Genomic DNA, 25,259 nt, shown 5'->3' with positions numbered 1-25,259 from the left:
CACCGCCCCCTCCTCCCGCCCTCGATCTCATGCACGACGAGCACGGCGACGTCCCCGGCTGGGTTCTGGTGACCCTGATGACGGCGGGTCTACCGGTACTAACTGTCTAGGGGTATTGTTGCGGCATGGTTGCTCGCTCATCCCGCTACTCACCCTCTGATTTCGACGCGCTCGGACCTGAGACATGCGTGCTGTACCTGCGTATCTCGCAGGACCGCACGGGGGAGCAGCTCGGCGTCGAGCGCCAAGAGAAGGACTGTAGGGCGCTGGCGAAGCAGCTGGGGCTGCAGGTGACGCGCGTCTACCGAGATAACGACATCTCAGCGACGAGCGGGAAGGAGCGGCCTCAGTTCGAAGCGATGCTGCGGGCTCGGCCGGAGGTCATCATCGCGTGGCATCAGGATCGCCTGTTGCGCCTCACGAGCGATCTCGAGAAGGTGATCAAGCTCGAGACTCCGGTCTACATGGTGACGGCTGGGTCGCTGGATCTGTCGACCCCGGCCGGGCGCGCGGTCGCTCGAACCGTGGCGGCCTGGTCGCAGTACGAGGGTGAGCAGAAGGCGCTGCGGCAGCAGTCCGCGAACGTGCAGCGCGCCGAGCGCGGACATTGGCAGTTTTCGCGCCGCCCGTACGGCTATGAGCGGCGCGATGGGCGTGTGGAGATCGTGGAGGCTGAGGCCAAGGTCATTCGTGAGCTGTACCGGCGTTACATCGCGGGAGAGAGCTATTACGCGCTCGCCGCGGATCTCAACGAGCGAGGCGTTCGCACTCTCGGGGGAGCGGAGTGGAACATGAGTCTCGTTCGCGGCCTGCTGCGCAACGTGCGGTATGCCGGCATCGTAGAGAGCAAGGGTAGACGTTACGACGTGCCGCCATCCTGGACCCCGATCATCGACGAGCGCACGTGGAGTGACTACCTATCGACGCGCGACGGCCGCACACGCGAGGGCACGTGGTCACGCTCCACGAAGCACCTGCTTAGCGGCCTGCTGATCTGCGGCGTGTGTGGCGGGCGGATGCTCGCCCGGCCGGATCGCGGACGCCAGGTGTACGCATGCACGGACAATTGGTGCGTGTCGCTGGGCGCGGATGAGATCGAGCGTTTCGTGGAGTCGCTGGTTCTCGGCCGGCTGGCTGACAAGAAGGTGATCGCAGCGCTGCGCCACGTGCCGGATACGGCGCCGGTTCAGGCTGAGATCGCTGCGTTGCGCAAGCGCCGCGAGGACATCACTGACTTGCTGGCAGACGGCATCCTCGATCGGCGCCGTGCGCGTGTGCAAGCGACGGAACTAACCCAGCGGATTGACGACCTCGCTGGCCGCCTTGCGGTGATGCGTCGCGAGTCGCCTTTGACGGATCTGGCGCTTGCCCGTGCTGTGCCGTCACGCTGGCGGAAACTGAGCGTCCTGGATAAGCGTCGAGTGATCGAAGAGATCGGCCTCCGCGTGGCGGTCGACAAAGGCCGACCAGGGCGCCGCCAGCTCGACGCCGATGGGCAGCCCTTGCTCGACGTGAGGCGCATTCGCACGGACTGGATTGACGTCGACTCCGAAGTGCAACCTATGTCACAATTGTCGTAGCTGACCTGGGATTTATCGCATTGACACTCAAGCGGTAAGCCCTCTAAGCTCTAACTAACACGAGGCGTATCGAGGTAGCTCGACGCCCGGCTCACGACCGGGGCGCTGACGAAAGGCACCCGTCGCCCGCATCTCCGGAAGACGGGAGCCTGGCGCACCCGCTCGGGGCGTCACGACTCCCATCGGAGCCTTTCGTGAGTGACACACTGCCCGTTCTTGCCGGCCGAGCCGGCGCCGCGAAGCGATATCACGGCGCGGGTTCGACCGCGGCTATCCAGGCTGCGCAGACCCTCGCCACGGCGCTCATAGAGGCGGACATTCAGCGCCGACTCGCTTCGGCGCCTCCACTGACTGACGAGCAGGCCGAGCGCCTTGCTGAGCTTCTCCGCGGCGGCGGGCGACGATGACTGATGCAATGGCCGAGTTCCGGCGCGCACGTTCTCGTATCCAGTCTCAGCGCGATCAGGCGCGTCAACGTGAGTGGCCCGATGCTGCGCCGTTGAAACGGCCGGAAGGCACTGACGAAGAGCTGCGACAGGTCGATGACGGGCACCTGCTGTGAACGTCGAGCATCAGGTGCTCGGCTGCATCCTGCGTGCCAACAAGAGCTACGGCCCGGCGCGCGAGATCGTCACCGGCGACGATTTCGAGAACCCGACTCTCGGCGCCATCTTCGACGCGATCGGCCGGCATTTGGCCGCAGGCGGAAGAGTCGATGCTTACACGCTCGAGAATTACTTTCCGGCGTGGGAGATCCGAAATGTAGGAGCGGATGAGCCCTGGCGCTGGATCGATGCCGGCGAGTACCCAGAGGCGGTAACTGAGGCCGCGATGGTTGTCCGCGCGGGCGCATTGCGTCGTCGCGGGCGGGATGCGCTCACCACGGCGCTCGAGGATCTGCGCGATACCGGTCGCGAACCGAGCCAGGTGCTCCAACAGGCTGCTGAGACGCTAACAGCGGCGCTCACTCCGGCCGACAAAAGCGAGGACGCCGACGGATCGTGGGCACCACTCGACGTTGCCGAGATCGTCGCTGGCCTCGCTGCCGGGGAGCTGCAGTCTTCGGTGCCGGAGATCTTCAGGCGCGACGACGGAAGTGCTCTGTTCTACGCCGGGAAAGTGAATGGCGTTCACGGAGAATCCGGCAGCGGGAAGAGTTGGACGGCGCTATTCGCTGCAGCACAGGTGCTGGCTGCGGACGGCGTGGTCATCTATGTAGATATGGAGGACTCACCTGCTGATCTGCTCGCGAGGCTGCTGGCGCTCGGCGTGGCGCCTCATGTGATCACCGAGCGTTTCCGTTACGTGCAGCCGGCAACAGTGTTCCAGAGTGGCTCTCGGCCGTTTCTGCGCATGGCGGCAAGTGCTTCTCTGGTGGTCATCGACTCTACGGGCGAGTCATTGTCGATCGAGGGCGCGAACCCGAACGCCGATGAGGATATCGCCGCGTGGTTCCGCAACGTGCCCAAGTGCATCGCGAAGCGCGGTCCAGCCGTGTTGGTGCTGGACCACATGCCGAAATCCTCAGAGTCGGATCTATGGCCGATCGGCTCTCAGCGTAAGCGCGCGGCGATCGATGGAGCGCAGTACCTGCAGGAGGTGATGGTGCCGTTCAGCCGGGAAAGGGCGGGCGCTGCGCGGCTCGTGTGTGCGAAGGATCGCCACGGCACCTACGCTCGCGCACAGCGCGTCGCAGAGCTGCATGTGACACCGAATGAAGGCGCCGTGGACCTGACGCTGAAAGCGCCGTTAGCCAGCAGCGATGCCTCCGCAGGATTCCAGCCGACCGCGTATATGGAGAAGGTCTCGGCGGAGCTTTCGGGAGCCGCCGGCCCGCTTACATATCGGGGCATCCTCGAACGCGTCGGGGGCAAGAAGGAGTACGTGCGGCGGGCCGTCGATGAGTTGATCAGAGCCGGCTACCTGAGCATCAAGCGCGGGCCACGTAATTCGATGGAGCACACGCTGGTAAAGCCCTTCTACGCCGGGGAACACTCAGCCCCTGAAACGGCCCGAACCGGCAGTGTGACTGTTCCCGTTCCTAAGGAGGGGGAACGGGGAACAGTCAAACTCACCGTGCCCCGGGAACAGTGGGGAACGGTAGGGGAGCAGTCGAAGGTTGGCGGAATCTCATGAGCGCAACAAGCTCGAGGGGCGCGGCCGCTGCCGGCTGGGAGACGACAGCCGGCCGTAACATCTCGGAACTCTCCGAACGACGAATGCCAGGCGGTATCAGCATCTGGTCGCTCGGGTCGATCACCTGCATCATCGAGTCGCTCAGCGAGGATGCCCCGGCGTTCTATGTCGCGATCATCCGACAGCGCGTCTGGGCGAACCTCAGCGGGCGCTGCCCGGCGTGCGATGCCGTCGCCGACGTGCGCACCGCCGGCCGCGGCGTCATGCAGCACGAAGAGCGCTGCAGCGTCGGGTATCCGCCGGCCGGGATGGCGTGCTACATCGACCCGTCCAGCACTGCGTACCTGCGTGCTGTCTCCACCGGTATCTCCACGAAAGGAAACACGAGATGACCCGCCACACCCGAGGCCGGCCGGAGTCGCCGTCGCCCGCACCCGATCCCAACGAACCGCGTGCCGAGACCGTTCGGGTCATCGAGGGCTGGCGGGCGGCAGACCTAGCCGCACCGGCCAGTGTGCCCGTCGAGGAGGTCGTCTCCATCCTCAACGACGCAGTCCGCAACGGCACGGTCGTGCGGCTCGAATGCGGCGGCGAGACGCTCTACACAAGCGGACGCATCGTACGGCGGGGGGACGAGCGATGAACCGCGCACGTGGTCGGAAGAAGTATCGGCCGGCGACGGTCAAGACGCCCGTGGCAGTGCCTCAGGCCGGAGCCCGTACCCACCTAGTGGGGTGGTCATTCGAGAAACTCGCCGCCGAGACGGGCATTGATCGTGTGCAGGCGTTCCGCGTTCTCGAGCGTGGCGTCCGCGAAGGAAGCATCGTGCGACTCGAGTGCGGCGGCAAGACGCTGTACGCGCGACTTGGCGGCGGACTCATTGAAGAACTACCCGAACCACGACACGAGAAAGCGGACGCCACACCATGAGCGAGACAGACGAAGAGAAGGAAGACGCGATGGTCCTCAAAGGGCTGCGAGCCAGGCTCGCTGAGATCAACGAACGCGAGGCGCGGCTACCTCGCGCACTCTGCCGCGTGTGCGGCGGGGTCGTCCCGAAGGGGAAAGGGACGATCCTGCCTGAACCGGTCTGGCAGGGTCCACGGCGCACTGACTCTCAGATCATCGACCGGGAGCGGGCGAAACTCGATCTCCCTCCGTTCCACTCGTGGAGGCGATCGCACGCTGCCTGCGCGGGTGGTCCCGAACGCACCGTACGTGTGCTCACAGGCATGGACGTGAGTGCAACTGTCGCGGCAGGGGCTCTGTCGCAGCTGCTCCCGCGCAAACTTGCCGCGTTCGCGACATGCCCGGACCCAGACATAGCGAACGCGCGGTTCCGCGAGCCAACGCAGAAGCCCTGGAGCCACGTGTCGAAGGCCGATCAGGCAGCGCTCGAGGCGGCAGTTCGGACGACGCACGACCCGAGCGCGCCTCGGCGGTGCCGTCAAGGCGCGTGTGCCTGGTGTGGAGTCTCCAGGAGCCTCTCCTGGCATGGATCATCTGAGGCGTGGTCAGACGGCACCAGCGCACCCCTCTGTGCAGACTGCTACCCCGTCTGGCGCAAACGTGGCGCCTCGGACGACCGAAACGACCGGCGCGCCAATGCGCTCGAAGCGCTCTCGGGCGCTGCTTGGTTTCCGATGACGGGCCAGGGCATTCGCTGCTATGTCGACATCGCGGGCGATGACCACACCGGCACCCCCGGCCGCTGGGAGTATGCACCTGAGCCGCTGGCCGCGCTGCGCGAGTCCGCGCGTATAGCGCACCCGGAATCGCTGCCGGGGGAGATCCGCGACGAGTACCGGGAGAAGCACCGCGCCGCGCTGCGGGAAACCCGGCAGCGTCTACGTGAGATCGAACGTGATCAGCTGGCAGCCGCCGCGCGGGCAGAGTCCGAAGCGGCAAAGCGCGCAGGTTGGCTCTTGGAGGTTTGAATGGGAGAGCGCGGGTAGTGCGACGACGCTATCCGCGCTCGCCGGCGTCATCGACCGCGAGAACCTCAAGTTCGAGAACCTCAGGCTCCTCAACCTGTACATGGCCGCTGCGCGCAAGCATCTGCTGCACAAGCTGCTCGAGCTGTGACTCGGCCGGCGTGATTTCGTACCGAGCGGGCGCGTCGAGGCCATCGAGTGCCGATGCGCGCTGCGCGACGGCTACTCCCGCTCGGATCGCACCTGGGCGGCCCGCCTCAGCGTCGCGTGCGGCGATACCCCACAGGTGCTCCATGCGTTCACGCCAGACCGTGCGAGTCTCGTCGACGTCCGGCTCGGGCAGTTTGCCCACGAATCGGCGCACGGCACGGATCGCGTTCGCGTCATTCGCGAAGCCGACAGCCTCCGCGATTTCCGCCCAGGTCCTGCCGAGGACGCGGAGGTGCCACGCCTGCGCCGCTCGTTGCATTGCGTCAGCTCTGGCGCCCATTGTGTGCTCCAACCTGTCCGATACTTGTCATCAAGATACCTCAGGGGGGTACTGAATCAAGTCTGCGAGGCGCCCGTGCGTACTTCCGGGAGGGTGGCGCGGCCGCTCGAGAGTCACCATCGTGTCGCTTGTGTCCCCGGAGAGGCGTTTCCACTCCCGTTCGGCGTCTGGATCGCCGGTGCGCATCATTCGAGTGAAAGCGTCTAGCTGTGCACGCATGTGGCCGAAGTAGGTCTTGAAGGAGTCGGCCAGGCCAGTGTCTCCGTCGTCGAGGATCTGGCAGCCGCGGACGGTGAACTCGATGACATCCCAAAGCATGTGCTGGATGTCGCGCCATCCATCGTCGACCCAAATCGCGAGGGCGATCGGCACGTCTTCTACGTCTAGTGGTCGAATGACGTCGACGGACCGACACTCGACGAACTCGACACGTTGAGCAACCTGGGGGAGCGGCTCAACCCAATCGAGCCAGTATTCGCGCGTTTCGTGCAGGGGCGGTTCGATGTGCTCGAACACCATGACGAACTCTGGGTCCGGGATGGTTGCAAGCTGGAGCGGTGTGCGGTGCTTGTCGTCGTTGTGGATCTTCTGAAACCACGTGATTACCGGGTCGCCGGTGGCGAACGGCTGCATGGCGCGCAACGCGTCTCGCTGTGACTGTTCGAGCGCCATCATGTGCGGCTTCTGGATCGCCTTGTCCCACTGGCTCTGAGTCTCTGCAATGGGGAAGTAGACGCCTCGCTCTTGTGACTCAGTAAGCGGCGGCGATGCGGCAGCCGTTGAGGCTGTGAACATCGCGATATCGAGAAGCGAGCGGGCACGCCCGAGTATGTCTCGCAACTTCTCAGTCATCTCATCCGGGATCAGTTCACCCCGAACGCCGAACCGGTAAACGATTCTGTGGTCGCCGTCCCTCACCGGTACACCTCGGACGGCGACGTTCTCGCGGTGGTGCTTTCCCGCCTCACCGATGAAGTCGAACGATTCTTGGATGAAGTATCCGAGACGCTTCGACCAGACTGGTCGTTCGGTTTCCGCCGCCATGTGGCGAGCCTACTGGTTGCCCGCAGCTGAAGCAGAGGCGCAACGAAGCTTCACTTATCGCGCAAGGCGCGAATGGGGCTCTCAACGCGGCGAGTTAGCCGAGGACGGGTCCGGGGGCGGGAAGCGGGATGAACATGGACTCGGACCCGATCACATCGTGGTCCAGCTGCACTCGCCAGGAGTACGAATGCCCGGGCGCGAGCGGCAATCCGTTCGCGAAGTTGATCGCGAACTGGGCGACGCTTGGAAGTGCTCCGCTTGGAATCGTTACGCCGGGTGCTGCAGGGGGCGGGAACTCGACGTTCTGAGAAATTCTCATTGCCTGCCCCTCGCCCATGGGTCCGGGGAGCATCACCGGTTGCCCGGAAGCGTCGACGAGCAGTATCTCGACCGCTGGCTGATCCGTCGTCGGCATTGCGCTAATCAGACGGACGTACAGCGCGAAGGGGGTCGTGACTCCCTGCTGGGGGTCGAAACCGAGCAGCGCGATGCCGGCACCGATCAGATTCGCTTTCCCTCCACCATCGATGTTGACGTAGTCCGCAAGAGTGATGGACGCGCGGATGCTATTCGTTGGCATCAGGCCGCCCTTGCTGGTGCCGCAACTCCGACACGAGTTCCTGACGCTTGCGGGGGAGTGGTCGCCACGTGCGACGAACGATAGAACGAATCGAACCCGGTAGGCACGACTGCGTCGACCACGGCTGTGCCGGTCGCAGCTCGCACCCACCCCGACGGCTCCGAGGACCAATCGACGTCGAGGACGATCCGAGGTCCACCCCCGGGAATCTCGACGACACGCGCAAAATGCTCCATGTTCTCGCCGGGCTGATAAGCGACGACGACCTCGCCAACAGTCAGTTCTTCGGTCGCTCGACGTGTCGAAGCGACGACGTAGCCGTTGGATCGTCGGTTGAAGTCAACGCGGATCCTAGGTGCGAAGCTCATTGGGCATTCTCCTTCGCCGGATTGGGAATCGGGTCGTCGAAGCAATCGATGAACCGATTAACCTCGACCATAGTGGGATCATCTGGGAAAAGTACATGAAAGTGCGACTCGGCCTGACCGTCGGAAGTGTCATGTTCAAGCTCGAAACCTGCGTCACGAAGCCGCTTTGAGGTAGTCAGGCGAACTTTTCCGTGTCGGACGTCTGCTCCTAGACACACATCGCGGACGCATGCAGCCAGACTCTTATGCTCGGCGGGTGTCCCTACCCAGACCGAAAGCACGGGGCCTTCTCCGAGGTCGCTCGAGTCCTCCAAGGCCTCGAGCAGGGCCTCGGGGTCCGCGAGTATGCCGCCGCGGATTACGACGTCGTCATCTCCGGAAACTCGCATCATCAGAAGACTAGCGCGGCCTGACCATCGACGGATGAATTGGCCGCCACCCTCTTGGAGAGGTGTGACTCGCGCGGGCGATGCCTCGGGAGTCCAGCGCTTGTTTCGGTAGCGAGCGAGCCGTCGAGTGGGGAGGTCAGCCGGCAGAGACCTTCCGCGCGAGCCACCATTCGCCCTCCAGCACTCTCGCGCCACTCACGCGCTAAGACTAGGGCTGAATCGACATAGCCCGATGCGACAGAGGGTCGCACACCCGCCAGGACGGATAGCGTCCATCTCCGGCCTCCGAGAACGAAACGGGAGGGGTATGGGGGTGGCCTCGCATCTCCGGATTGATGCGGGGTAACGGGGTAATACCCCCAAATAGTTAGTGCGGGGCTCGTCGTGCTCATCTGGGCCGTGGCCGGACCAGCGCTGAGCTCGCTGTTCGAGCAGGCGATCCAGCGGGTCTCCGGCCTGTGATCGGGCGACGGCGGCGTGATGTCGCGATCGGGTGAGGGCGAGCGAGGATCGAGCCCCGTCGAGTTCCTGCTCGTCGGCACCCTGCTCACCCTCCTCACCCTGGGCGTGCTGCAGCTGGCGCTCGTCGTCTACGTGCGCACCGTCGTCCACGACGCGGCGGTCGAGGGCGCCTACCACGCCGCCCTCGCCGACACGAGCCTGGAGGAGGGGGCTCACCGCACCGAGCAGGTGATCGACGCGGCGGTGGGGGAGAGCTACTCGGACGATGTGACGATCACGCGTTCCGGCTCCCTCGGCCACTCCACAGTGATCGTCCGCGTCCGCACGACGCTTCCCGTGATCGGGCTGCTCGGCGTGCCTCGCGCGATCCAGGTCGAGGCGCAGGCGCCGGAGGAGAGCTTCGATGACGGATGACGACGGATCCGCGGCTCTCGAGTTCATCACCGTCGGCGTGATCCTGCTGGTGCCGCTGGTGTACCTCATCATCGCGCTCGGGGCAATCCAGGAGCAGGTGCTCGGGGTCGAGGCGGCCGCGCGCCACACCCTGCGGGCGGTGGCGCTCGCTCCGGACGCCGCCGCCGCGGCATCCGCGAGTGACGCGGTGATCGAGAGCGTGCTGGCCGAATACGGCGTGGACGCCGAGACCGCGGAGGTCTCGGTGACCTGCGCACCCCTCGACGCCCCGTGCCCGGCACCGGGCGCGCTCGTGACGCTCACGGTCTCCGCGCGGGTCCGCCTGCCGCTGATCCCGAGCATCGTCGGACTCGACCAGGCGGCCGCGATCGGGATAGAGGGCGAGGCGGTGCAGAAGATGTCGCGCCTGTGGGGGACCGGATGACCGCCGCCGGGTACGGAGGAGACGAGGAGGGGAGCGTGCTGCTCCTCACCCTCGGCTACGCCGTGCTCGCGATCGCCCTGATCCTCCTGTGCACCTGCGCCACCGATCTGTACATCGCCCAGAAGCGCCTCGACGCGGTGGCGGATGCCGCTGCGCTCGCCGGAGCGGACGGCTTCGTGCTCGCGGTCGACGGCGACGACGTGCGGGCTGCGCTCACCGATGCGGGTGTCAGAGAGCAGGCCTCCGTCGTGGTGGCCGCGATGTCCCGCGAGGGGGTCCTCGTCTCAGCGACCGCGCCCGAGGGCGTCTCCGCCCGCGTCACGGTCGCGGCGGACTGGCATCCGCCGATCGTGTCGGTGTTCGTCCCGGACGGCATCCGGCTCGAGGCGACGGGCACGAGTCGCACGGCGCTGCGCTGACGGCTCATGTCGAGGCCGCCCCGCCCTCAGTGATCGCGCAGGCGCGCGCGCAGGGCTTGGACCCGCTCGGCGAAGCGCGCCGGCACGTCCGGGGGCAGGTCGTCGACCGGCCACCAGCGCACATCCTCGGACTCGTCGCTGACGGTCATGTCCGCGGCATCCGGTGCGATGATCGCGATGCCCACGTCCAGGTGCGAGCGGCACGAGCCGAACGCCGACGAGAGCGGGTGGTGGTCGAGGTCGTACACGTCGGCGTCGTGCGCCTCGGCGACCTCCAGCCCCGTCTCCTCGCGGAGCTCGCGCAGCGCCGCCGCTGTGATCGAGGCGTCGTCCGGCTCGAGGTGGCCTCCCGGCTGCACCCAGAACCGACCCTTGCGGTGGAACACGAGCACCAGGCGCTCGAGCGTCGGATCGAACACGAACGCCGAGGCGGTCGCGTGCGCGGGGCCGGACTCGCGACTCACCGGACCCTCCGCGTCGCCGAAGAACCGCGCGAAGTCCGCGCGCACCTCTCGATCCGGGGCGGACTCGACCGGATACGCCGCCACCAGCCGATGCATGTCCGCACCGAGCACCGACGTCATCGTGTCCCGCCCTCGGCGCGGGGCACGAAGCGGGGTATCCAGCGCAGGAACCCCGCGGCGCCGACCAGTCCGAGCAGGCCCATGGCGGCGGCGGCGATCGGCAGCGACGCGAGAGCGACGATGCCCGACACGAGCAGCGGGGCGAGCGCGCCGCCGGCATCCGTCAGCGTCCGCCACGAGCCGAGGAAGGCCGCGGGCTCCCGCTTGGGTGCGACGTCGGCGCCGAGAGTGAGCAGGATGCCGCTGGAGAGGCCGTTCCCGACGCCCAGCACCGCGGCGAACATGCCGAACCACAGCACCGCGACGTCGAGGTCGTGTGTGAGCGACAGGGCGACGAAACCGGCGCCCATCAGCAGCATCGCGGGCATCGCCGCCCACAGTCGACCGAAGCGGTCCATGACCTGCCCGCTGGCGTAGAAGAGGGCGAAGTCGATCGCGCCCGAGACGCCGACCACGAGGGCGATCGTCGATGCGTCCAGCCCGAGGGACAGGCCCCACAGGGGGAGGACGACCTGACGGGCCGATCGGACGGCGGACAGCGAGGCCGCGGCGAGGCCGAGCCGGCCGAGCACCGCGCGCTGCACCCACATGGTGCGGAAGATGCCCGCGCGCTCGACAGTGGGGATAGCGCCGCTGACGGGCTCGCCCGAGTCGTCCGCGAGCGACGCCGTGCGCACCGCGGTGGTCGGTGCGATCGTCTTCTCGGGGTCGGGCCCGAACAGCACGAGAAGCACCATCACGACGAGGCAGCCGAGGAAGAACCAGATCGCGGCGGCCTCGGATCCGAAGAGCTGCAGCAGCCCGGCGGCAACGAACGGGCCGATGAAGATGCCCAGGCGGAAGCTGCCGCCGAGCAGCGACAGGGCGCGGGCGCGGAAGGCGACGGGGACGCGCGTGGTCATGAACGCATGGCGGGCCAGTCCGAACGCCGCGGCGCAGAAGCCGAGGAGGAACACGGATGCCGCGAGCACCGCGAGCGACGGGGCGAAGACCATCCCGATGCCGGCCGCGATCGCGATCGTGCCCGCGATCACCATCGTGAACCGCTCGCCGATGCGCGCCACCGCCCATCCTGCCGGGAGGTTGCCGCAGAGCTGTCCGACGACGAGGGCGGAGGCCACGAGGGCCGCGAAGGCGACGTCGGCACCCATCGCAGAGGCGATGACCGGGATCAGCGGGATGACCGCGCCCTCGCCGAGCGAGAAGAGCACGGTGGGGAGGTACACCATCGGTCCGAAGCGTCTCAGGACCGTGGATGCACTGCTCACCCGATTCACGCTACTCCCGATCACGGTCGTTCCCGCCCGTGCAGGCGGCACGTTAGGCTGGACGCGACATGCTCGAACTCGATCTCTCCGCAGACATCCAGGCACTCCGCGTCACCTATGGTGACATCCGCGAGGTCGTCGATGTCGATGCGCTCCGCTCCGACATCGCCCGACTCAGTGAAGAGGCCGGCGCACCGGACCTCTGGGATGACACCGAGCGCGCCCAGAAGGTCACCAGCGCGCTGAGCCACCGGCAGTCGGCTCTCGCGCGCATCGAGGGCATCGGTCGCCGTCTCGACGACCTCGAGGTGCTCGTCGACCTCGCGAACGAGATGGGCGACGAGGACTCCGCGGTCGAAGCGCGCAACGAGCTCGCCGCGCTGACCGAGATCATCAACCAGCTCGAGGTGCAGACGCTCCTCGACGGCGAGTACGACGAGCGCTCCGCGATCATCACTATCCGCTCGGGCGCCGGCGGTGACGACGCCACCGACTTCGCCGAGATGCTCATGCGCATGTATCTGCGCTGGGCAGAGCAGCACAAGTACCCGGTGAAGGTCATGGACACCTCGTACGCCGAGGGCGCCGGCATCAAGTCCACCACCTTCGAGGTCGACGCCCCCTATGCGTTCGGCACGCTCTCGGTCGAGGCGGGAACCCACCGCCTGGCCCGCATCAGCCCGTTCGGCTCGGCCGACAAGCGCCAGACGTCGTTCGCCGCGGTCGAGGTCATCCCGCTCATGGAGGAGGCGACCGAGGTCGACATCCCCGAGAGCGACATCCGCGTCGACGTGTTCCGCTCGTCCGGCCCCGGTGGGCAGTCGGTCAACACGACCGACTCGGCCGTGCGCCTCACGCACCTCCCGACCGGCATCGTCGTCTCGATGCAGAACGAGAAGTCGCAGATCCAGAACCGCGCCGCCGCCATGCGCGTGCTCCAGACCCGTCTTCTGCTGCTGCAGAAGGAGGAGGAGGCCGCGAAGAAGAAGGAGCTGGCCGGTACGATCACCGCCAGCTGGGGCGACCAGATGCGCTCGTACTTCCTCTACGGGCAGCAGCTCGTGAAGGATCTCCGCACGGGCCACGAGTCGGGCAACCCCATGGCCGTGTTCGACGGCGACCTCGACGGGTTCATCTCGGCCGGCATCCGGTGGCGGAAGCGCAAGGACCAGGACTGAGCCCGCTCGTCCGACGGCGCACCCGCGCGGGTCGGACCTGAGCTCCCGTCAGCGGGCGGCTCCTTCGAGCGTGCCGGTCACCTCGTCGTAGCTGAACGCGATGCACTGGATGGCGCGGTCGTCCAGGCGGTTCCACGACGCCTGTGTCGGCACGAACCAGTACATGTCGAGCTCGGACTCCGCGTAGGGGCGGCCGACGAACTCGCCGAAGGCGCTCTCGCATCGCTCCGTGGCCGCGGACTGCAGCGCATCGTCGCCGGGGAACTCGCCGTCCGGCACGTCGAAGATCAGGTACACCTCGTCGGTGTGCGGCTGATCGCACGGGACGATCGGGAGCTCGTACACCTCCTCATCCCATTCGATGAACGGAAGGCACTGACCCACCTCCAGCTCCGCGAAGGTGACCATCTCGGTCCCCTCGGCGGGAGTCTCCGCCGGCGAGGGGACGGGAGCCGGCTCATCCGAGGGGCGCGGACCGGGGGTCGAGACGGGCGCGGGATCCTCCGACGCGTCCGGCCCGTCGGTCGACCCGATCGTCAGGAGCAGGACGGCGACCGCGAGGACTCCGCCGAGCACGCCGAGCGCGACTCCTGCGATTCCCGGCCACTTGCGCCCCGGCAGGAAGATCGAGACGAGGGATGTCACGAGGCCGAGTCCGAGCAGGATCCACCCGATCAGCGCGACGGGCGGGATGCAGGACAGGACGACGCCGAGCGCGGTGACCGAGAGCCCGATGATCCCGAGCACCGGCGTCTTCGACCGCCGGGTCTCGTTCGCAGGCGCCGATCCGGGCGGGAGCTGGGCATTCCACGGCGCGCCGGCTGCGGGCTGTCCGTTCCAGGCGGCGTCGGCTGCGAGCTGCCCGTTCCAGGCGGTGCCGGTGGCGGCCTGTCCGTTCCAGGCGGTGCCGGTGGCGGCCTGTCCGTTCCCGGCAGGGCCGGCCGACGCCGACGTCGACGGGGGGACGCTGCCCTGCCCGGGCAGGACGTACGGAGGTGCGAAGCTCTCGCCGGCGGGCGATCCGGCTCCGCCGGAGGCGAGCGTCGGGTCGTGCGGCTGCGCGGTCTGCGGAACGTCGTGCGCGGGTTCCTGCACGGGCTGCGCGGGAGGACGCGAGGTGACCGTGTGCTCGGTCCAGGCGGAGCCGTCCCACCACCTCTGCGTTCCCGAGCCGTCGTCGTACCAACCCGCGGGAATCGTCATGCGCCGTGCCTCCGTGCTCGAGCGGGCTCAGCCGGCCGTCGGCGTGACCGAGACGCGGGCCGACTCCTGGAGCAGCTCGTTGAGGAAGAGCACCGTGTACGACGAGCTCTGTGGGACGTCGAAGGTGAGGGTGCCGCTGACCGTCTGCCCCGCCGTGATCTGCTCGCTGAGGATGCCGTCGACGAAGTCGTATTCGCCCTCGGTGCCCTCCGCCGTCTCGATCCCCATGAACAGGGGGCTGACCGAGGAGGTGCCGTCGATCCCCGTGAAGGTCGCCTCGAGCACGACGTAGCCGCCGTTGGTGCTCGGCACCCCGCTGCCGTCGTCGGTGGTCCACGTGGCGTTGGTGATGGTGACCTCGGCGGTGCCGCCCATCTGCTGCACGATGACCGGCTCGCCGAGCGTGCCCTCGGCGACCTCGCCGCCCGTGGTGCCGTCGTCGGTGGTGCCGTCATCCGTCGTGCCGTCGTCGGTCCCGGTGTCGCTGCTGGGCGGCGCCGTCGGCAGATCGCGCACCGCCTCGGCGACACTCGCGGTGAGGAACAGGATCGCCATGACGACCGCGATGATCGTGCCGACCACCGACAGGATGAGTCCTGCGACTCCCGGCCACTTCTTCCCCCGCAGGAACAGCGATATCAGGGAGACGATGAACCCGGCCGCCAGGAGGAGCCACCCGAAGACGGCGGTGGCGGGGATGCACGACAGGATCGTGCCGAGCGCGGCGACGCCCAGACCGACGAGCCCGACGATCGACAGCCGACCCGGCGCGGAGGGCGCGGGTGACGGAGCAGCGGGGTATCCCGCCGGCGCACCGTAGCCGGGCGCTGCAGCATAGGCGCCCGCGGGGTAGCCCTGGGGCGCGGATGCTCCGGGGTAGGACGGTGCCGCAGCGGCGTAGGGCGGCGTGGAGCCGGGGTAGGACGGCGCCGCGCCCGGATATGCGGGCGGCGCGTCGGCGAAGGCATCGGCTGCAGGAGGCAAGGACGACGCGGAGTTCTGAGACGGTGCCGCGCCGGACGTCGGCGACTGCCAGCTCGCAGCGGGGTCCGCGGTCGGGGCGTCCGTCGGGGTGTCCGTCGTCGTGTCGGTCGTCGCGTCCGTCGAGGAGTCGATCGGAGTCGACGCAGCGTCCGAGGTGGGGGCGGCGAAGGATCCGCCAGGGCCCTCGCTCTCCGGCGTCCCCGTGGCGGGCGGCTCCTGATCGGCGCTCGGCGTCTCGCGCTCGGCCTCCTGACCGCTCCACGTGGCGCCGGCCTCGACCGTCGCCACCGACTCGAGCGAGTCCGAGGTGGCGGCGTCTGCGGCGGTGTGATCGCTCGCGTCGGCGGTGGACTCCGTCTCGGAGCCGGGCGTCGGAGCGAAGTGCTCCGTCCACTGCGCTCCGTCCCACCAGCGCAGTCGACCCGAACCGTCGTCGTACCAGCCAGCAGGCGTCGTCATCGCATCCCCCTCGGAGTCGTCGTCCGTGCCTCCGGCGCGGATCGCACCTCCATGTATAGCAGTGCGTGTCGACACGGACGTGGCGTGCGGGGTGTCGCTCGCGGGCAGGGGATTCGCCGCGCTTAGGCTCGAAACGCCATGATTCGGTTCGAGAACGTCACGAAACGCTATCGCGGGACCGCCAGGCCCGCTCTGTCCGGCGTCGACTTCGAGGTGCAGCGCGGAGAATTCGTGTTCCTCGTCGGCGCCTCCGGGTCGGGGAAGTCGTCGTGTCTGCGACTGATCCTCCGCGAGGACGTCCCCACGACCGGTCGCGTCGCGGTCCTCGGCCGCGACCTGCGATCGCTCGCGAACCGCAAGGTGCCGTACTTCCGGCGCCACATCGGATCCGTGTTCCAGGACTTCCGCCTGCTCCCCTCCAAGACCGTCTACCAGAACGTCGCCTTCACCCTGCAGGTGACCGGGTCCTCGCGCGGCTTCATCCAGCAGGCGGTTCCCGAGGCCCTCGCGCTCGTCGGGCTGGAGGGGAAGCAGAAGCGGATGCCGCACGAGCTCTCCGGCGGCGAGCAGCAGCGCGTCGCCATCGCCCGCGCTCTCGTCAACCGCCCCCAGGTGCTCCTGGCCGACGAGCCGACCGGAAACCTCGATCCCGCCACCTCGGTCGACATCATGCAGCTGCTCGCGCGTATCAACGCCGGCGGGACGACCGTGCTGATGGCGACCCACGAGGCGGCCTTCGTCGACCAGATGCAGCGCCGCGTGATCGAGCTCCGCGACGGCGAGATGGTGCGCGACGAGGTGCACGGCGGGTACGGCGACACCTCGAACATCCCGCGCCTCGTGCCGGAGGAGGTCAGGGGAGCAGCCGCGGCCGCAGCCCTGACGGCCGTGCAGGAGGTGCAGCGGCAGACCGCCGACCTGTCCGTGGTGCGTGCAGCCCTCGCCGAGGAGCTCAGTGCGCAGCGCAAGGCCGCGGCATCCGCTCCGGACGCCGTGCCCACGGCATCGGAGACTCCGGAGGCTCAGGCCGCTCCCATCGAGCCCCGTGTCGAGGAGAACCCGATCGAGGCGCCCGCCGCCGTCGGCCCGCGCACGCATCCGATCGTCCTGCCCAGGGTGGACGTCGCGGAGCTCGGAGTCGCCGACAGGCTCGGGCTCTCGGACGACGCGGAGGAAGTGGGACCGACGTCATGAGGATCGGACTCATCCTCGCCGAAGCCCTCGGCGGCCTGCGGCGCAACATCTCGATGGTCATCTCGGTCGTGCTCGTCACCTTCGTCTCGCTCACCTTCGTCGGCGCGGCGATCCTGATGCAGGCGCAGATCGGCACGATGCGCGGCTACTGGACCGAGCGCGCGCAGGTCGCCGTCTACATGTGCTCAGACATCTCGGAGTCGCCGACGTGTGTCGACGGCGGCGCGACCGAGGACCAGGTGAACGCGGTGCGCGGACAGCTGGAGGGGGAGGCGCTGGCGCCCCTCATCAGCGAGCTCACGTTCGACACCAAGGAGGACACGTACGCCAAGCTCGTCGAACAGCTCGGCGAGGACCAGGCGAGCGTGATCTCGCCCGAGCAGGCGTTCGAGGTCTTCTTCGTGACGATGAAGGACCCGGGGCAGTCGCAGGTCATCGCCGAGGCGTTCAACGGCGTGGCGGGCGTGGAGCAGGTGCAGGATCAGCTGCAGTACCTCGAGCCCCTCTTCTCGGCGCTGACCGTGGCGACCTACATCGCGGTCGGCATCGCCGCGCTCATGCTCATCGCTGCGATCCTGCTGATCGGCACGACCATCCGCCTGTCCGCGTACGCGCGTCGCAAGGAGATCGGCATCATGCGTCTCGTCGGCGCATCGAACCGGTTCATCCAGACGCCGTTCGTGCTCGAGGGCGTGTTCGCCGCCTTCCTCGGCTCGGTGCTCGCGAGCGCGGCCGTGGTCGCCGGGCTGCACTTCGGCGTCGAGGGCTACCTGCGCGGGCGGGTCCCGTTCATCACGACGTGGGTGACGATGCAGGATGCGGCGCTCGTGGTGCCCGTGCTCATCGGCATCGGCGTGGTGCTGGCGGCTCTGTCCGCGGGCTTCGCGATCCGTCGCTGGCTGCGGACCTGAGCGCGGTCGCGGTATAGACTGACAGGCTGCCGTGCGCCCGACCGAGGGCGGGGACATCACGCGATGCGGATCAGGAGAGAATCATGCCCAGGGAACGCGGGGAGAAGGTCATCGCGACCAATCGTCGCGCACGTCACGACTACACCATCGAGAAGTCGTACGAGGCGGGGATGGTGCTGACCGGCACCGAGGTGAAGTCGCTGCGTCAGGGGCGGGCGAACCTCAGCGACGGGTACGCGTTCGTCAAGGGGAACGAGGTGTTCCTCGACTCCGTGCACATCCCGGAGTACTCGCAGGGGCACTGGACGAACCACTCCGCGAAGCGCATCCGCAAGCTGCTGCTGCACCGCGAGGAGATCGCCAAGCTGCAGCACGCGGTCTCGGCCGGCGGCTACACGCTGATCCCGCTCAAGCTCTACTTCTCCGACGGCCGCGCCAAGGTCGAGATCGCGCTCGCGAAGGGCAAGAAGGAGTACGACAAGCGGCAGACCCTGCGCGAGCGTCAGGACACCCGCGAGGCGGAGCGCGCCATGCGCCTGCGCAATCGCGTCGGGGAGTGATCAGCGGGCGGGCGTGTAGCCGAAGACGCGGCCCAGGAAGGCGAGCTCCCGCTCGAGCGCGTCGGTGATCGTCTCCGCCGCGCGGAAGCCGTGGCCCTCGTCCGGGTAGAGCACGTACTCGTGGTCCACGCCGCTCGCCTCGAGGGCGTCGCGGATCGCCTCAGACTGCGCCGGCGGCACCACGCGGTCCTCGCCGCCCTGCATCAGGAGGACGGGCACGCGGATGCTGTCGGCATGCGTCAGCGGGGAGCGGTCGAGGTAGAGCTCCTCGGCCTCGGGCAGCGGGCCCACCAGGCCGTCGATGTAGTGCGCCTCGAAGTCGTGCGAGTGCGCGGCGAGCATGCGGAGGTCCGCCACCCCGTACCGACTGATGCCCGCGGCGAAGATCCCGCCCCGCACCAGCGCCGAGAGCACGGTCCAGCCCCCCGCCGAGCCGCCGCGTATCGCGATGCGCCCCGGGTCGGCGAGCCCGGCCTCCGCGAGCCCCCGGGCGGCGGCGATGACGTCGTCGACGTCGACGACGCCCCACTCCCCGTCGAGACGCTCGCGGTAGGCGCGGCCGTAGCCGGTCGACCCGCCGTAGTTGACATCGAGGACCCCGATGCCGCGGCTCGTCCAGAAGGCGATCGCGGTCGAGGCCGCGCCCGTCACGTGCGCGGTGGGGCCGCCGTGCACCAGCACGAGGTACGGCGGGAGGTCGTCGGCCGGCGCGGAGACCTCGGGGTGTGCCGGCGGATAGGCGAACGCGTGCACCGGGCCGTGAGCGCCGTCCACGACGATCGGCGTCGCCGCTCGCAGCCACGCCGCGTCCGAGGACTCACCGCCCGCGACGACTGTCGTCTCGTCGGTGTCGACGTCCACGCACCACAATCCGGACGCGGTGGTCGATCCGCTGCCGGAGAGCAGCACGCGGGTCCCTGACGCGTCGTCGACGCTGATGTGCCCATCGGCGGCGAGCTCGAGCGGACGCGCGCTCCCCGCCGGATCGATGACCACCACCTCGTCCCGTCCGTTGGTGCGCACCGCGACCACGCGGCCGTCGTCGAGGAGCCCGAACCAGCGGTTGCCGAGCACCCACAGGCCGTAGCCCGTGTCGGCGTCGACCTCGTCGAGACGATCGGGCTCCCCGACGGCGTGCAGGCCGTCGTCGAGCCGCTGTCGGTGCAGCGCCCAGCGCCCGGACGGATCGTCGGCGTAGACCAGCTCATCGGGGGCGAGCCATTCCGGCTGCAGCGCCGCTCGGGTCGGCAGGATGGTGGTGTCTCGGCCGTCGGCGACGGCGACCGCCGCGCTCTGCCAGGGCATCCGGTGTCCGTCCCACTGCACCCAGGCGATGCGGGAACCGTCGGGGGAGAGGGCGGGATGGGCGTAGAACCCCTCGCCCTCGACGATCACGCGCACGGCGTCGGGATCGTCGGCCGCCGAGCCGTCCAGCGGGACCTCGACGAGGCCGCGCAGGTGGGGGGAGACGGTGAGGTCCTCCCGCACGGCGAGCAGGCGGCCGTGCTGCAGACGGAGTCCGCCGTGCGCGGGCCCCGCGGGCGTCAGCGGCTCGGGAGCCTCTGCGCCGCGGAGCAGACGGTGTATCCGCTGGTCGCGGCCGTCGACGAAGTACAGGGTGCCGTCGGCATCCGCCGCCCAAGCACCGCCCCCGTACTCGTGCACCCGCGAACGAGCGCTCCACGGAGCCGGGAGGATCTGCGCACCCGACGAGCTGCGCACCGTGACCCGCCCGCCCTCGGCGGGGACCGACTCGCCCCACCAGATCTCGTCGCCGACGAAGGCCGCTCCGTCGATCCGAGGAGACGACGCGGCGACGGACGCGGGGGAGAAGGGCGACGGCCAGGTGCCGTAGGGCGAGGACATGCCTCGAGCCTACGGCGATCCGTCGCGCCGCAGGGGGCCGATGGGACCGGGCGGGGTCAGACCGCCCGGAGGACCGCGACGACCTTGCCCAGCACCACGGACTCGTCGCCGAGGATGGGTTCGAAGGCCGAGTTCCGCGGCAGCAGCCAGGTGTGGCCGTCACGTCGCCGGAGCACCTTGACCGTCGCCTCGCCATCGAGCATCGCCGCGACGATCTCGCCGTTCTCGGCACTGTGCTGGGAGCGCACGACGACCCAGTCCCCGTCGCAGATCGCGGCATCGATCATCGACTCGCCGGACACCTTCAGCATGAACAGGTCGCCCTTGCCGACGAGCTGACGGGGAAGGGGGAAGATCTCCTCGACCTGCTGGTCGGCCGTGATCGGCACGCCTGCCGCGATCCGCCCCACGAGCGGCACCAGGGCGGCGTCCCCCACCGGAGTGGCGACGTCGGCGGGGTTCTCGGCGCTCGCGCCGGGGAGGTCGATGAGCACCTCCATAGCGCGCGTCTTGCCCGGGTCGCGACGGAGGTAGCCGCTGAGCTCGAGCTGGCCGAGCTGATGGGTGACGCTGGACAGCGACTTCAGGCCCACCGCGTCGCCGATCTCGCGCATGCTCGGCGGATAGCCGTGGCGGCTGATGGACGACTGGATGACCTCGAGGATCGCCATCTGCTTGGGGCTCAGGCTCTTGCGACGGCGGGTGCGCGGCGCCTCGGACTCGGGGGCGGAGATGTCGCTCATGGTGCTCCTCAGGTGTGCAGATCCGGCGTCTCGGTTCGAATGTCGGAGGCCCGTGGTGGGGTGTTCGTATCGAAACCGTATCCGAGAAGAGCGCCGATGGGGAATATCTGTTCGAGCGTGTCGGCTTCTTTCCCGGTGCAGGTTTCGAAGAAGTCTTGACAGATGTTCGAATTCGAAGATACCTTCGGAACGTAGCTTCGCATCCCCGGCTCCCGGCCGAGCTGCGGATGCGAACGCTACGCCACCTTCACCGCCTCGAGCGGGAGATGCAGAGGAGCACGACATGAGCACCATCACCTTCAGCAACGCAGCAGTCATCACGGCACGCCCCGCGACGCGGCTCCGTCTGACGGCGCGTGGTCGTCGCGTGGTGCTCGCCGTGGCTGCCGTGCCGCTCGCCGTCGGAATCGCGCTGGCCGCGCTCAGCGGCGGCAGCGCCATGGCCTCCAACCAGCAGTCCACCGTCGCGAGCTTCGAGACCGTGACGGTCATGCCGGGCGACACCCTGTGGTCGATCGCCGAGAGCGTCGCCCCCGCGGCGGACCCGCGCGACGTCATCGGAGAGATCACGCGGCTGAACCTCCTGCAGGGCGGCGCGCTGCAGATCGGCCAGGAGCTGGCCATCCCGGCGCAGTTCTCGGAGTGACCGCCTTCTGCCTCGGTCTGGGAGAGAGTGCACCCCGCGCGGCCTACCATGGGAAGGGTGACTGCTTCACTCGCTGACCTGCCGCTTCGCGACGACCTGCGCGGGCTCACCCCGTACGGTGCTCCGCAGGCGCCGCTGCCCATCGCTCTCAATGTCAACGAGAACACGCATCCCATCCCGGATGCCGTCGCGAGTGACATCCTCGACGACATCGCGGTCGCCTTGCGCGACGTGAACCGCTATCCCGACCGCGAGTTCACCACCCTGCGGGAGGGCTTCGCCGAGTACCTCGGCCACGGTCTGACCGCGGAGCAGATCTGGGCGGGCAACGGCTCGAACGAGGTTCTGCAGCACATCATGCAGGCGTTCGGCGGACCGGGCCGCACCGCATTCAGCTTCGCGCCGACGTATTCCATGTATCCGCTGATCGCCCAGGGGACGGGAGCGCGGTGGACCAGCGCACCGCGCCAGCCGGACTACACGATCACTCCCGACGACGCGGCCGCCCAGGTCGCCGACGCGGACCCGGACGTCATCCTCCTGTGCGCCCCGAACAACCCCACCGGGACGCCGCTCGACCTCGACGTGGTCAGCGCCGTCTACGAGGCGTCCCGTGGCATCGTGATCGTCGACGAGGCCTATCAGGAGTTCGCCCCGCGCGACGCGGACTCGGCGCTCACGCTCCTCGAGGGGCGGCCGCGCCTCGCGGTCTCGCGCACCATGAGCAAGGCGTTCGCCTTCGCCGGCGCCCGGGTCGGCTACCTCGCGGCGGACCCGGCCTTCATCGACGCGCTGCGCCTCGTGCGGCTGCCGTACCATCTCAGCGCGCTCACCCAGGCGGCCGCCATCGCCGCGCTGCGCAACGCCGACGTGATGCTGGGCATGGTGCAGGAGATCATCGAGCAGCGCGACCGCATCTCCGCGACTCTCGAGGCCCTCGGATACACGCCGCACGCCTCCGCCGCCAACTTCGTCCTCTTCGGCGGAGTCGCCGACCCGAAGCGCGTGTGGCAGGAGCTGTACGACCGCGGCGTGCTGATCCGCGACGTCGGCATCCCCCACCACCTCCGCGTCACCGCGGGCACCGAGGCCGAGACCACCGCGTTCCTCGACGCCCTCGCCTCGATAGGATCGGCTTCATGAGCAGCACCGTCCAGACCCCGCGCACCGCCTCTCGTGTGCGCAGCACGTCGGAGTCCACCGTCGAGCTCGAGCTGAACCTCGACGGCACCGGTGCGAGCCGGATCGACACGTCGGTGCCGTTCTTCGATCACATGCTCACGGCCTTCGCGAAGCACTCGCTCACCGATCTCACCGTTCGCGCCTCGGGCGACACGCACATCGACGCGCACCACACCGTCGAGGACGTCTCCATCGTGCTCGGTCAGGCGATCCGCGAGGCGCTGGGCGACAAGTCCGGCATCTCCCGCTACGGCGACGCCCTCGTCCCCCTCGACGAGGCGCTGGCGCAGGCCGTCGTCGACATCTCCGGTCGTCCGTATCTCGTGCACACGGGGGAGCCCGCAGGGTTCGAGCACCACCTCATCGGCGGTCACTTCACCGGCTCGCTGGTGCGGCACGCGTTCGAGGCGATCACCTTCAACGCCGGTCTCACGGTGCACGTGCGCGTGCTCGGCGGGCGCGACCCCCACCACATCGCCGAGGCGGAGTTCAAGGCCTTCGCCCGGGCTTTCCGTGAGGCGAAGTCCCTCGACCCCTTGGTCGACGGCATCCCCTCGACGAAGGGCGCGCTGTGAGTCGCACGCCCACCGTCGCCGTCTTCGACTACGAGTCCGGAAACGTCCACTCGGCGGTCAAGGCGCTCGTGGCCGCCGGCGCGGATGCCGTGCTCACACGCGACCGCACGGCGGCGCTCGAGGCGGACGGCCTCCTGGTGCCCGGCGTCGGCGCGTTCCAGGCGGTGCGCGATGCACTGTACGCGCACGGCGGCGACGAGATCATCGATCGTCGTCTCGCCGGCGGACGCCCCGTGCTCGGAATCTGCGTCGGCATGCAGGTGCTTTTCGAGCGCGGCGTCGAGCGCGGTCTCGACGCCGACGGACTCGGCGAGTGGCCGGGCGCCGTCACCGAGCTCAACGCGCCGGTTCTCCCGCACATGGGCTGGAACACGGTGGAGCCCGGACCCGACTCGGTGCTGTTCAAGGGCATCGAGCGGGAGCGCTTCTACTTCGTGCACTCGTACGCCGCGCAGTCGTGGGAGCTCGACGTCATCCCGCCGTTCCCGCAGCCCGTCCTCACCTGGAGCACCTACGGCGACCCGTTCCTGGCCGCTGTCGAGAACGGGCCGCTGTCGGCGACCCAGTTCCACCCCGAGAAGTCGGGCGAAGCCGGCATCCAGCTGCTCCGCAACTGGGTGTCCAGCCTCCGCGACTGACGACCCGCCGCGCGGCGGCGACCCTCGGTCTCAGAAGCCTCGGGCGACCGCGGCGGCGGCGGAGAGCCAGGCGCGCTGAGTCGGCGCGGCGAGCGTGCGCAGTCTCAGGTGCCCGTCGACCATCTCGCGGTCGAACGGGATGCGCACCACCTCGCGGGCGAGCGACCGGTAGCCGGAGACCACGTCGGTGACGTCGGCCGCGGTCGCCTTCGGATCGGCCTGACTGACCACGACCACCGACTCGCGCGCGAGGCGCGCCGACCGCTCGTCCCGATCCTCGAGCGCCTCGAGCAGGAGCGCTCCGGCCTCCGCATGGTCGTCCCGCGTGGTGGTCGCGACGACGATCTGGTCGGCGAGGTCGATCATCCTCAGCCACATGGGGTCGGATTCGTCGTTCCCCGAGTCGATGATGATCAGCCGGTAGAACTTCGCGGCCACCGCGTGGATCGCGTCGACGTCGCTCGGACTGAGGCGGTTCTCGTGCGCGAGTCGGATCGGCTTCGACCGCAGCACGTCGTACTTCTCCTGCGGCTGGTGGTGGACGAAATGCGCGAGATCGGCCGACTGCCCGTGCGCGCCGAGCAGTCGCTGGGTCTGCGGGAGGAGTTCAAGCAGCGTGCGGTCGTGCGCCCCGGTCTCCGTGCGCCAGCCGAGGGTGCCGCGCGTCTGGTTGTTGTCCCACGCGAGCACTCCCGCGCCGCCGTACTGCGCGAACACGGCCGAGAGCAGAACCGTCGCGGGAGTCTTGCCCGCGCCGCCCTTGCCGTTGACCACGGCGACCGTGCGCGGACCGGGCCAGTGCCGACTGACCGCGTGCTCGTCGTCGCGCACCGCGCGCTCCTTCGCATCCGGGCCGAGGGAGAACCCCACGCGATTGAGCAGTCCACGTCCGCCCCGGCGAGCGGGCTCCTCCCGTGGCTCCTGCTGCAGGAATGACCGACGTTCGACGCCGTCCTCGCGCTCTCGGCGGCGCGGGAGTGCTCGCGTGGGACAACAACCAGACGCGCGGCACCCTCGGCTGGCGCACG

Annotated in this window: 27 protein-coding genes; 16 read left to right on the top strand and 11 right to left on the bottom strand. The window is 68.7% G+C overall.

Annotated features, from left to right (window positions below; all coding sequences use genetic code 11):
* Window positions 1-125: 125 nt before the first annotated feature.
* From A4X16_RS12325 to A4X16_RS17855, 5 genes are all read left to right on the top strand, one after another.
* The gene (locus tag A4X16_RS12325) at window positions 126-1,580 is read left to right on the top strand and encodes a recombinase family protein (RefSeq protein ID WP_082914445.1); all 1,455 of its coding nucleotides are present in this window, start codon (window positions 126-128) and stop codon (window positions 1,578-1,580) included.
* Window positions 1,581-2,138: 558 nt separating this feature from the next.
* Window positions 2,139-3,716, top strand: a complete 1,578-nt coding sequence (locus A4X16_RS12320; protein WP_067120973.1) for an AAA family ATPase — start codon at window positions 2,139-2,141, stop codon at window positions 3,714-3,716.
* 83 nt (window positions 3,717-3,799) lie between these two features.
* On the top strand, window positions 3,800-4,108 hold the full coding sequence (locus A4X16_RS12315; RefSeq protein WP_067120971.1) for a hypothetical protein: 309 nt from the start codon (window positions 3,800-3,802) through the stop codon (window positions 4,106-4,108).
* Window positions 4,105-4,359 (top strand): hypothetical protein, encoded by a 255-nt coding sequence (locus A4X16_RS12310; protein WP_067120969.1) that lies wholly within the window; start codon window positions 4,105-4,107, stop codon window positions 4,357-4,359. The genes A4X16_RS12315 and A4X16_RS12310 overlap by 4 nt, the downstream gene beginning before the upstream one ends.
* A gap of 283 nt (window positions 4,360-4,642) precedes the next feature.
* Window positions 4,643-5,653, top strand: a complete 1,011-nt coding sequence (locus A4X16_RS17855) for a hypothetical protein (protein ID WP_157560178.1) — start codon at window positions 4,643-4,645, stop codon at window positions 5,651-5,653.
* Between the two features lie 28 nt (window positions 5,654-5,681).
* On the opposite strand, the gene A4X16_RS12300 is transcribed toward A4X16_RS17855, so the two are convergent.
* The 4 genes from A4X16_RS12300 to A4X16_RS17850 form a co-directional block, all read right to left on the bottom strand.
* Window positions 5,682-6,140, bottom strand: coding sequence for a hypothetical protein (locus tag A4X16_RS12300; RefSeq protein ID WP_157560176.1), 459 nt, complete (start codon window positions 6,138-6,140; stop codon window positions 5,682-5,684).
* 30 nt (window positions 6,141-6,170) lie between these two features.
* Window positions 6,171-7,184 (bottom strand): hypothetical protein, encoded by a 1,014-nt coding sequence (locus A4X16_RS12295; RefSeq protein WP_157560174.1) that lies wholly within the window; start codon window positions 7,182-7,184, stop codon window positions 6,171-6,173.
* 94 nt (window positions 7,185-7,278) lie between these two features.
* Window positions 7,279-7,764 (bottom strand): hypothetical protein, encoded by a 486-nt coding sequence (locus tag A4X16_RS12290; protein WP_067120961.1) that lies wholly within the window; start codon window positions 7,762-7,764, stop codon window positions 7,279-7,281.
* Window positions 7,765-8,128: 364 nt separating this feature from the next.
* The gene (locus A4X16_RS17850) at window positions 8,129-8,524 is read right to left on the bottom strand and encodes a hypothetical protein (protein WP_157560172.1); all 396 of its coding nucleotides are present in this window, start codon (window positions 8,522-8,524) and stop codon (window positions 8,129-8,131) included.
* A 477-nt stretch (window positions 8,525-9,001) separates the two neighbouring features.
* On the opposite strand from A4X16_RS17850, the gene A4X16_RS12285 reads away from it, so the two are divergent.
* Genes A4X16_RS12285 through A4X16_RS12275 form a run of 3 tightly spaced genes read left to right on the top strand, consistent with a single transcriptional unit; the run spans window position 9,002 to window position 10,240 of the window.
* The gene (locus A4X16_RS12285; RefSeq protein WP_067120958.1) at window positions 9,002-9,397 is read left to right on the top strand and encodes a TadE/TadG family type IV pilus assembly protein; all 396 of its coding nucleotides are present in this window, start codon (window positions 9,002-9,004) and stop codon (window positions 9,395-9,397) included.
* The gene (locus A4X16_RS12280; RefSeq protein ID WP_067120956.1) at window positions 9,387-9,821 is read left to right on the top strand and encodes a TadE family protein; all 435 of its coding nucleotides are present in this window, start codon (window positions 9,387-9,389) and stop codon (window positions 9,819-9,821) included. Before A4X16_RS12285 ends, A4X16_RS12280 begins: the two co-directional genes overlap by 11 nt.
* A complete protein-coding gene (locus tag A4X16_RS12275; protein ID WP_067120954.1) occupies window positions 9,818-10,240 on the top strand; it encodes a hypothetical protein in 423 nt (140 codons plus the stop codon). Before A4X16_RS12280 ends, A4X16_RS12275 begins: the two co-directional genes overlap by 4 nt.
* A 26-nt stretch (window positions 10,241-10,266) precedes the next feature.
* Here the strand turns inward: A4X16_RS12275 and A4X16_RS12270 are convergent, their stop codons facing one another.
* Both A4X16_RS12270 and A4X16_RS12265 read right to left on the bottom strand, forming a co-directional pair.
* Window positions 10,267-10,824: an NUDIX hydrolase gene (locus A4X16_RS12270; protein WP_082914444.1), complete on the bottom strand. Its 558-nt coding sequence runs from the start codon at window positions 10,822-10,824 to the stop codon at window positions 10,267-10,269.
* Window positions 10,821-12,053, bottom strand: a complete 1,233-nt coding sequence (locus A4X16_RS12265) for an MFS transporter (protein ID WP_067120952.1) — start codon at window positions 12,051-12,053, stop codon at window positions 10,821-10,823. Before A4X16_RS12265 ends, A4X16_RS12270 begins: the two co-directional genes overlap by 4 nt.
* A 107-nt stretch (window positions 12,054-12,160) precedes the next feature.
* Between A4X16_RS12265 and prfB the strand changes: the two genes are divergently transcribed.
* Complete coding sequence (gene prfB, locus A4X16_RS12260; RefSeq protein WP_067120950.1) at window positions 12,161-13,270, top strand: peptide chain release factor 2; 1,110 nt, start codon at window positions 12,161-12,163, stop codon at window positions 13,268-13,270.
* Window positions 13,271-13,318: 48 nt separating this feature from the next.
* On the opposite strand, the gene A4X16_RS17530 is transcribed toward prfB, so the two are convergent.
* Window positions 13,319-14,473, bottom strand: coding sequence for a DUF2510 domain-containing protein (locus tag A4X16_RS17530; RefSeq protein ID WP_082914446.1), 1,155 nt, complete (start codon window positions 14,471-14,473; stop codon window positions 13,319-13,321).
* 27 nt (window positions 14,474-14,500) lie between these two features.
* Window positions 14,501-15,916 carry a DUF2510 domain-containing protein gene (locus A4X16_RS18105; protein ID WP_067120948.1) on the bottom strand — a complete coding sequence of 472 codons (1,416 nt, stop codon included), beginning with the start codon at window positions 15,914-15,916 and terminating at the stop codon, window positions 14,501-14,503.
* A 138-nt stretch (window positions 15,917-16,054) separates the two neighbouring features.
* On the opposite strand from A4X16_RS18105, the gene ftsE reads away from it, so the two are divergent.
* The 3 genes from ftsE (at window position 16,055) to smpB (ending at window position 18,581) form a co-directional block, all read left to right on the top strand.
* Window positions 16,055-17,110, top strand: coding sequence for a cell division ATP-binding protein FtsE (gene ftsE / locus A4X16_RS12245; protein WP_067120946.1), 1,056 nt, complete (start codon window positions 16,055-16,057; stop codon window positions 17,108-17,110).
* A complete protein-coding gene (ftsX, locus tag A4X16_RS12240) occupies window positions 17,107-18,021 on the top strand; it encodes a permease-like cell division protein FtsX (RefSeq protein WP_067120944.1) in 915 nt (304 codons plus the stop codon). The genes ftsE and ftsX overlap by 4 nt, the downstream gene beginning before the upstream one ends.
* An 83-nt stretch (window positions 18,022-18,104) precedes the next feature.
* A complete protein-coding gene (gene smpB / locus A4X16_RS12235) occupies window positions 18,105-18,581 on the top strand; it encodes an SsrA-binding protein SmpB (RefSeq protein WP_067120942.1) in 477 nt (158 codons plus the stop codon).
* On the opposite strand, the gene A4X16_RS12230 is transcribed toward smpB, so the two are convergent.
* A complete protein-coding gene (locus A4X16_RS12230) occupies window positions 18,582-20,447 on the bottom strand; it encodes a prolyl oligopeptidase family serine peptidase (protein WP_067120940.1) in 1,866 nt (621 codons plus the stop codon).
* A gap of 56 nt (window positions 20,448-20,503) precedes the next feature.
* Complete coding sequence (gene lexA / locus A4X16_RS12225; protein ID WP_067120938.1) at window positions 20,504-21,190, bottom strand: transcriptional repressor LexA; 687 nt, start codon at window positions 21,188-21,190, stop codon at window positions 20,504-20,506.
* 283 nt (window positions 21,191-21,473) lie between these two features.
* Here lexA and A4X16_RS12220 point away from each other — a divergent pair, with 283 nt between their 5' ends.
* The 4 genes from A4X16_RS12220 to hisH are packed head-to-tail and all read left to right on the top strand — an operon-like array spanning window position 21,474 to window position 24,231.
* On the top strand, window positions 21,474-21,836 hold the full coding sequence (locus A4X16_RS12220; RefSeq protein ID WP_067120936.1) for a LysM peptidoglycan-binding domain-containing protein: 363 nt from the start codon (window positions 21,474-21,476) through the stop codon (window positions 21,834-21,836).
* Between the two features lie 48 nt (window positions 21,837-21,884).
* Window positions 21,885-22,979 carry a histidinol-phosphate transaminase gene (locus tag A4X16_RS12215; protein ID WP_197491834.1) on the top strand — a complete coding sequence of 365 codons (1,095 nt, stop codon included), beginning with the start codon at window positions 21,885-21,887 and terminating at the stop codon, window positions 22,977-22,979.
* Window positions 22,976-23,593 (top strand): imidazoleglycerol-phosphate dehydratase HisB, encoded by a 618-nt coding sequence (gene hisB, locus A4X16_RS12210; protein WP_067120932.1) that lies wholly within the window; start codon window positions 22,976-22,978, stop codon window positions 23,591-23,593. Before A4X16_RS12215 ends, hisB begins: the two co-directional genes overlap by 4 nt.
* Complete coding sequence (hisH, locus tag A4X16_RS12205) at window positions 23,590-24,231, top strand: imidazole glycerol phosphate synthase subunit HisH (protein WP_067120929.1); 642 nt, start codon at window positions 23,590-23,592, stop codon at window positions 24,229-24,231. Before hisB ends, hisH begins: the two co-directional genes overlap by 4 nt.
* 30 nt (window positions 24,232-24,261) lie before the next feature.
* Here hisH and A4X16_RS12200 read toward each other — a convergent pair whose 3' ends face one another.
* Window positions 24,262-25,101: a MinD/ParA family ATP-binding protein gene (locus A4X16_RS12200; protein WP_231880355.1), complete on the bottom strand. Its 840-nt coding sequence runs from the start codon at window positions 25,099-25,101 to the stop codon at window positions 24,262-24,264.
* Between the last annotated feature and the right edge of the window lie 158 nt (window positions 25,102-25,259).

It is taken from the genome of Microbacterium sp. H83, assembly GCF_001650405.1.
GTDB lineage: Bacteria > Actinomycetota > Actinomycetes > Actinomycetales > Microbacteriaceae > Microbacterium.
Note: the sequence above shows the minus strand (reverse complement) of the source record. Positions and strands in the feature narration are given on the sequence as shown.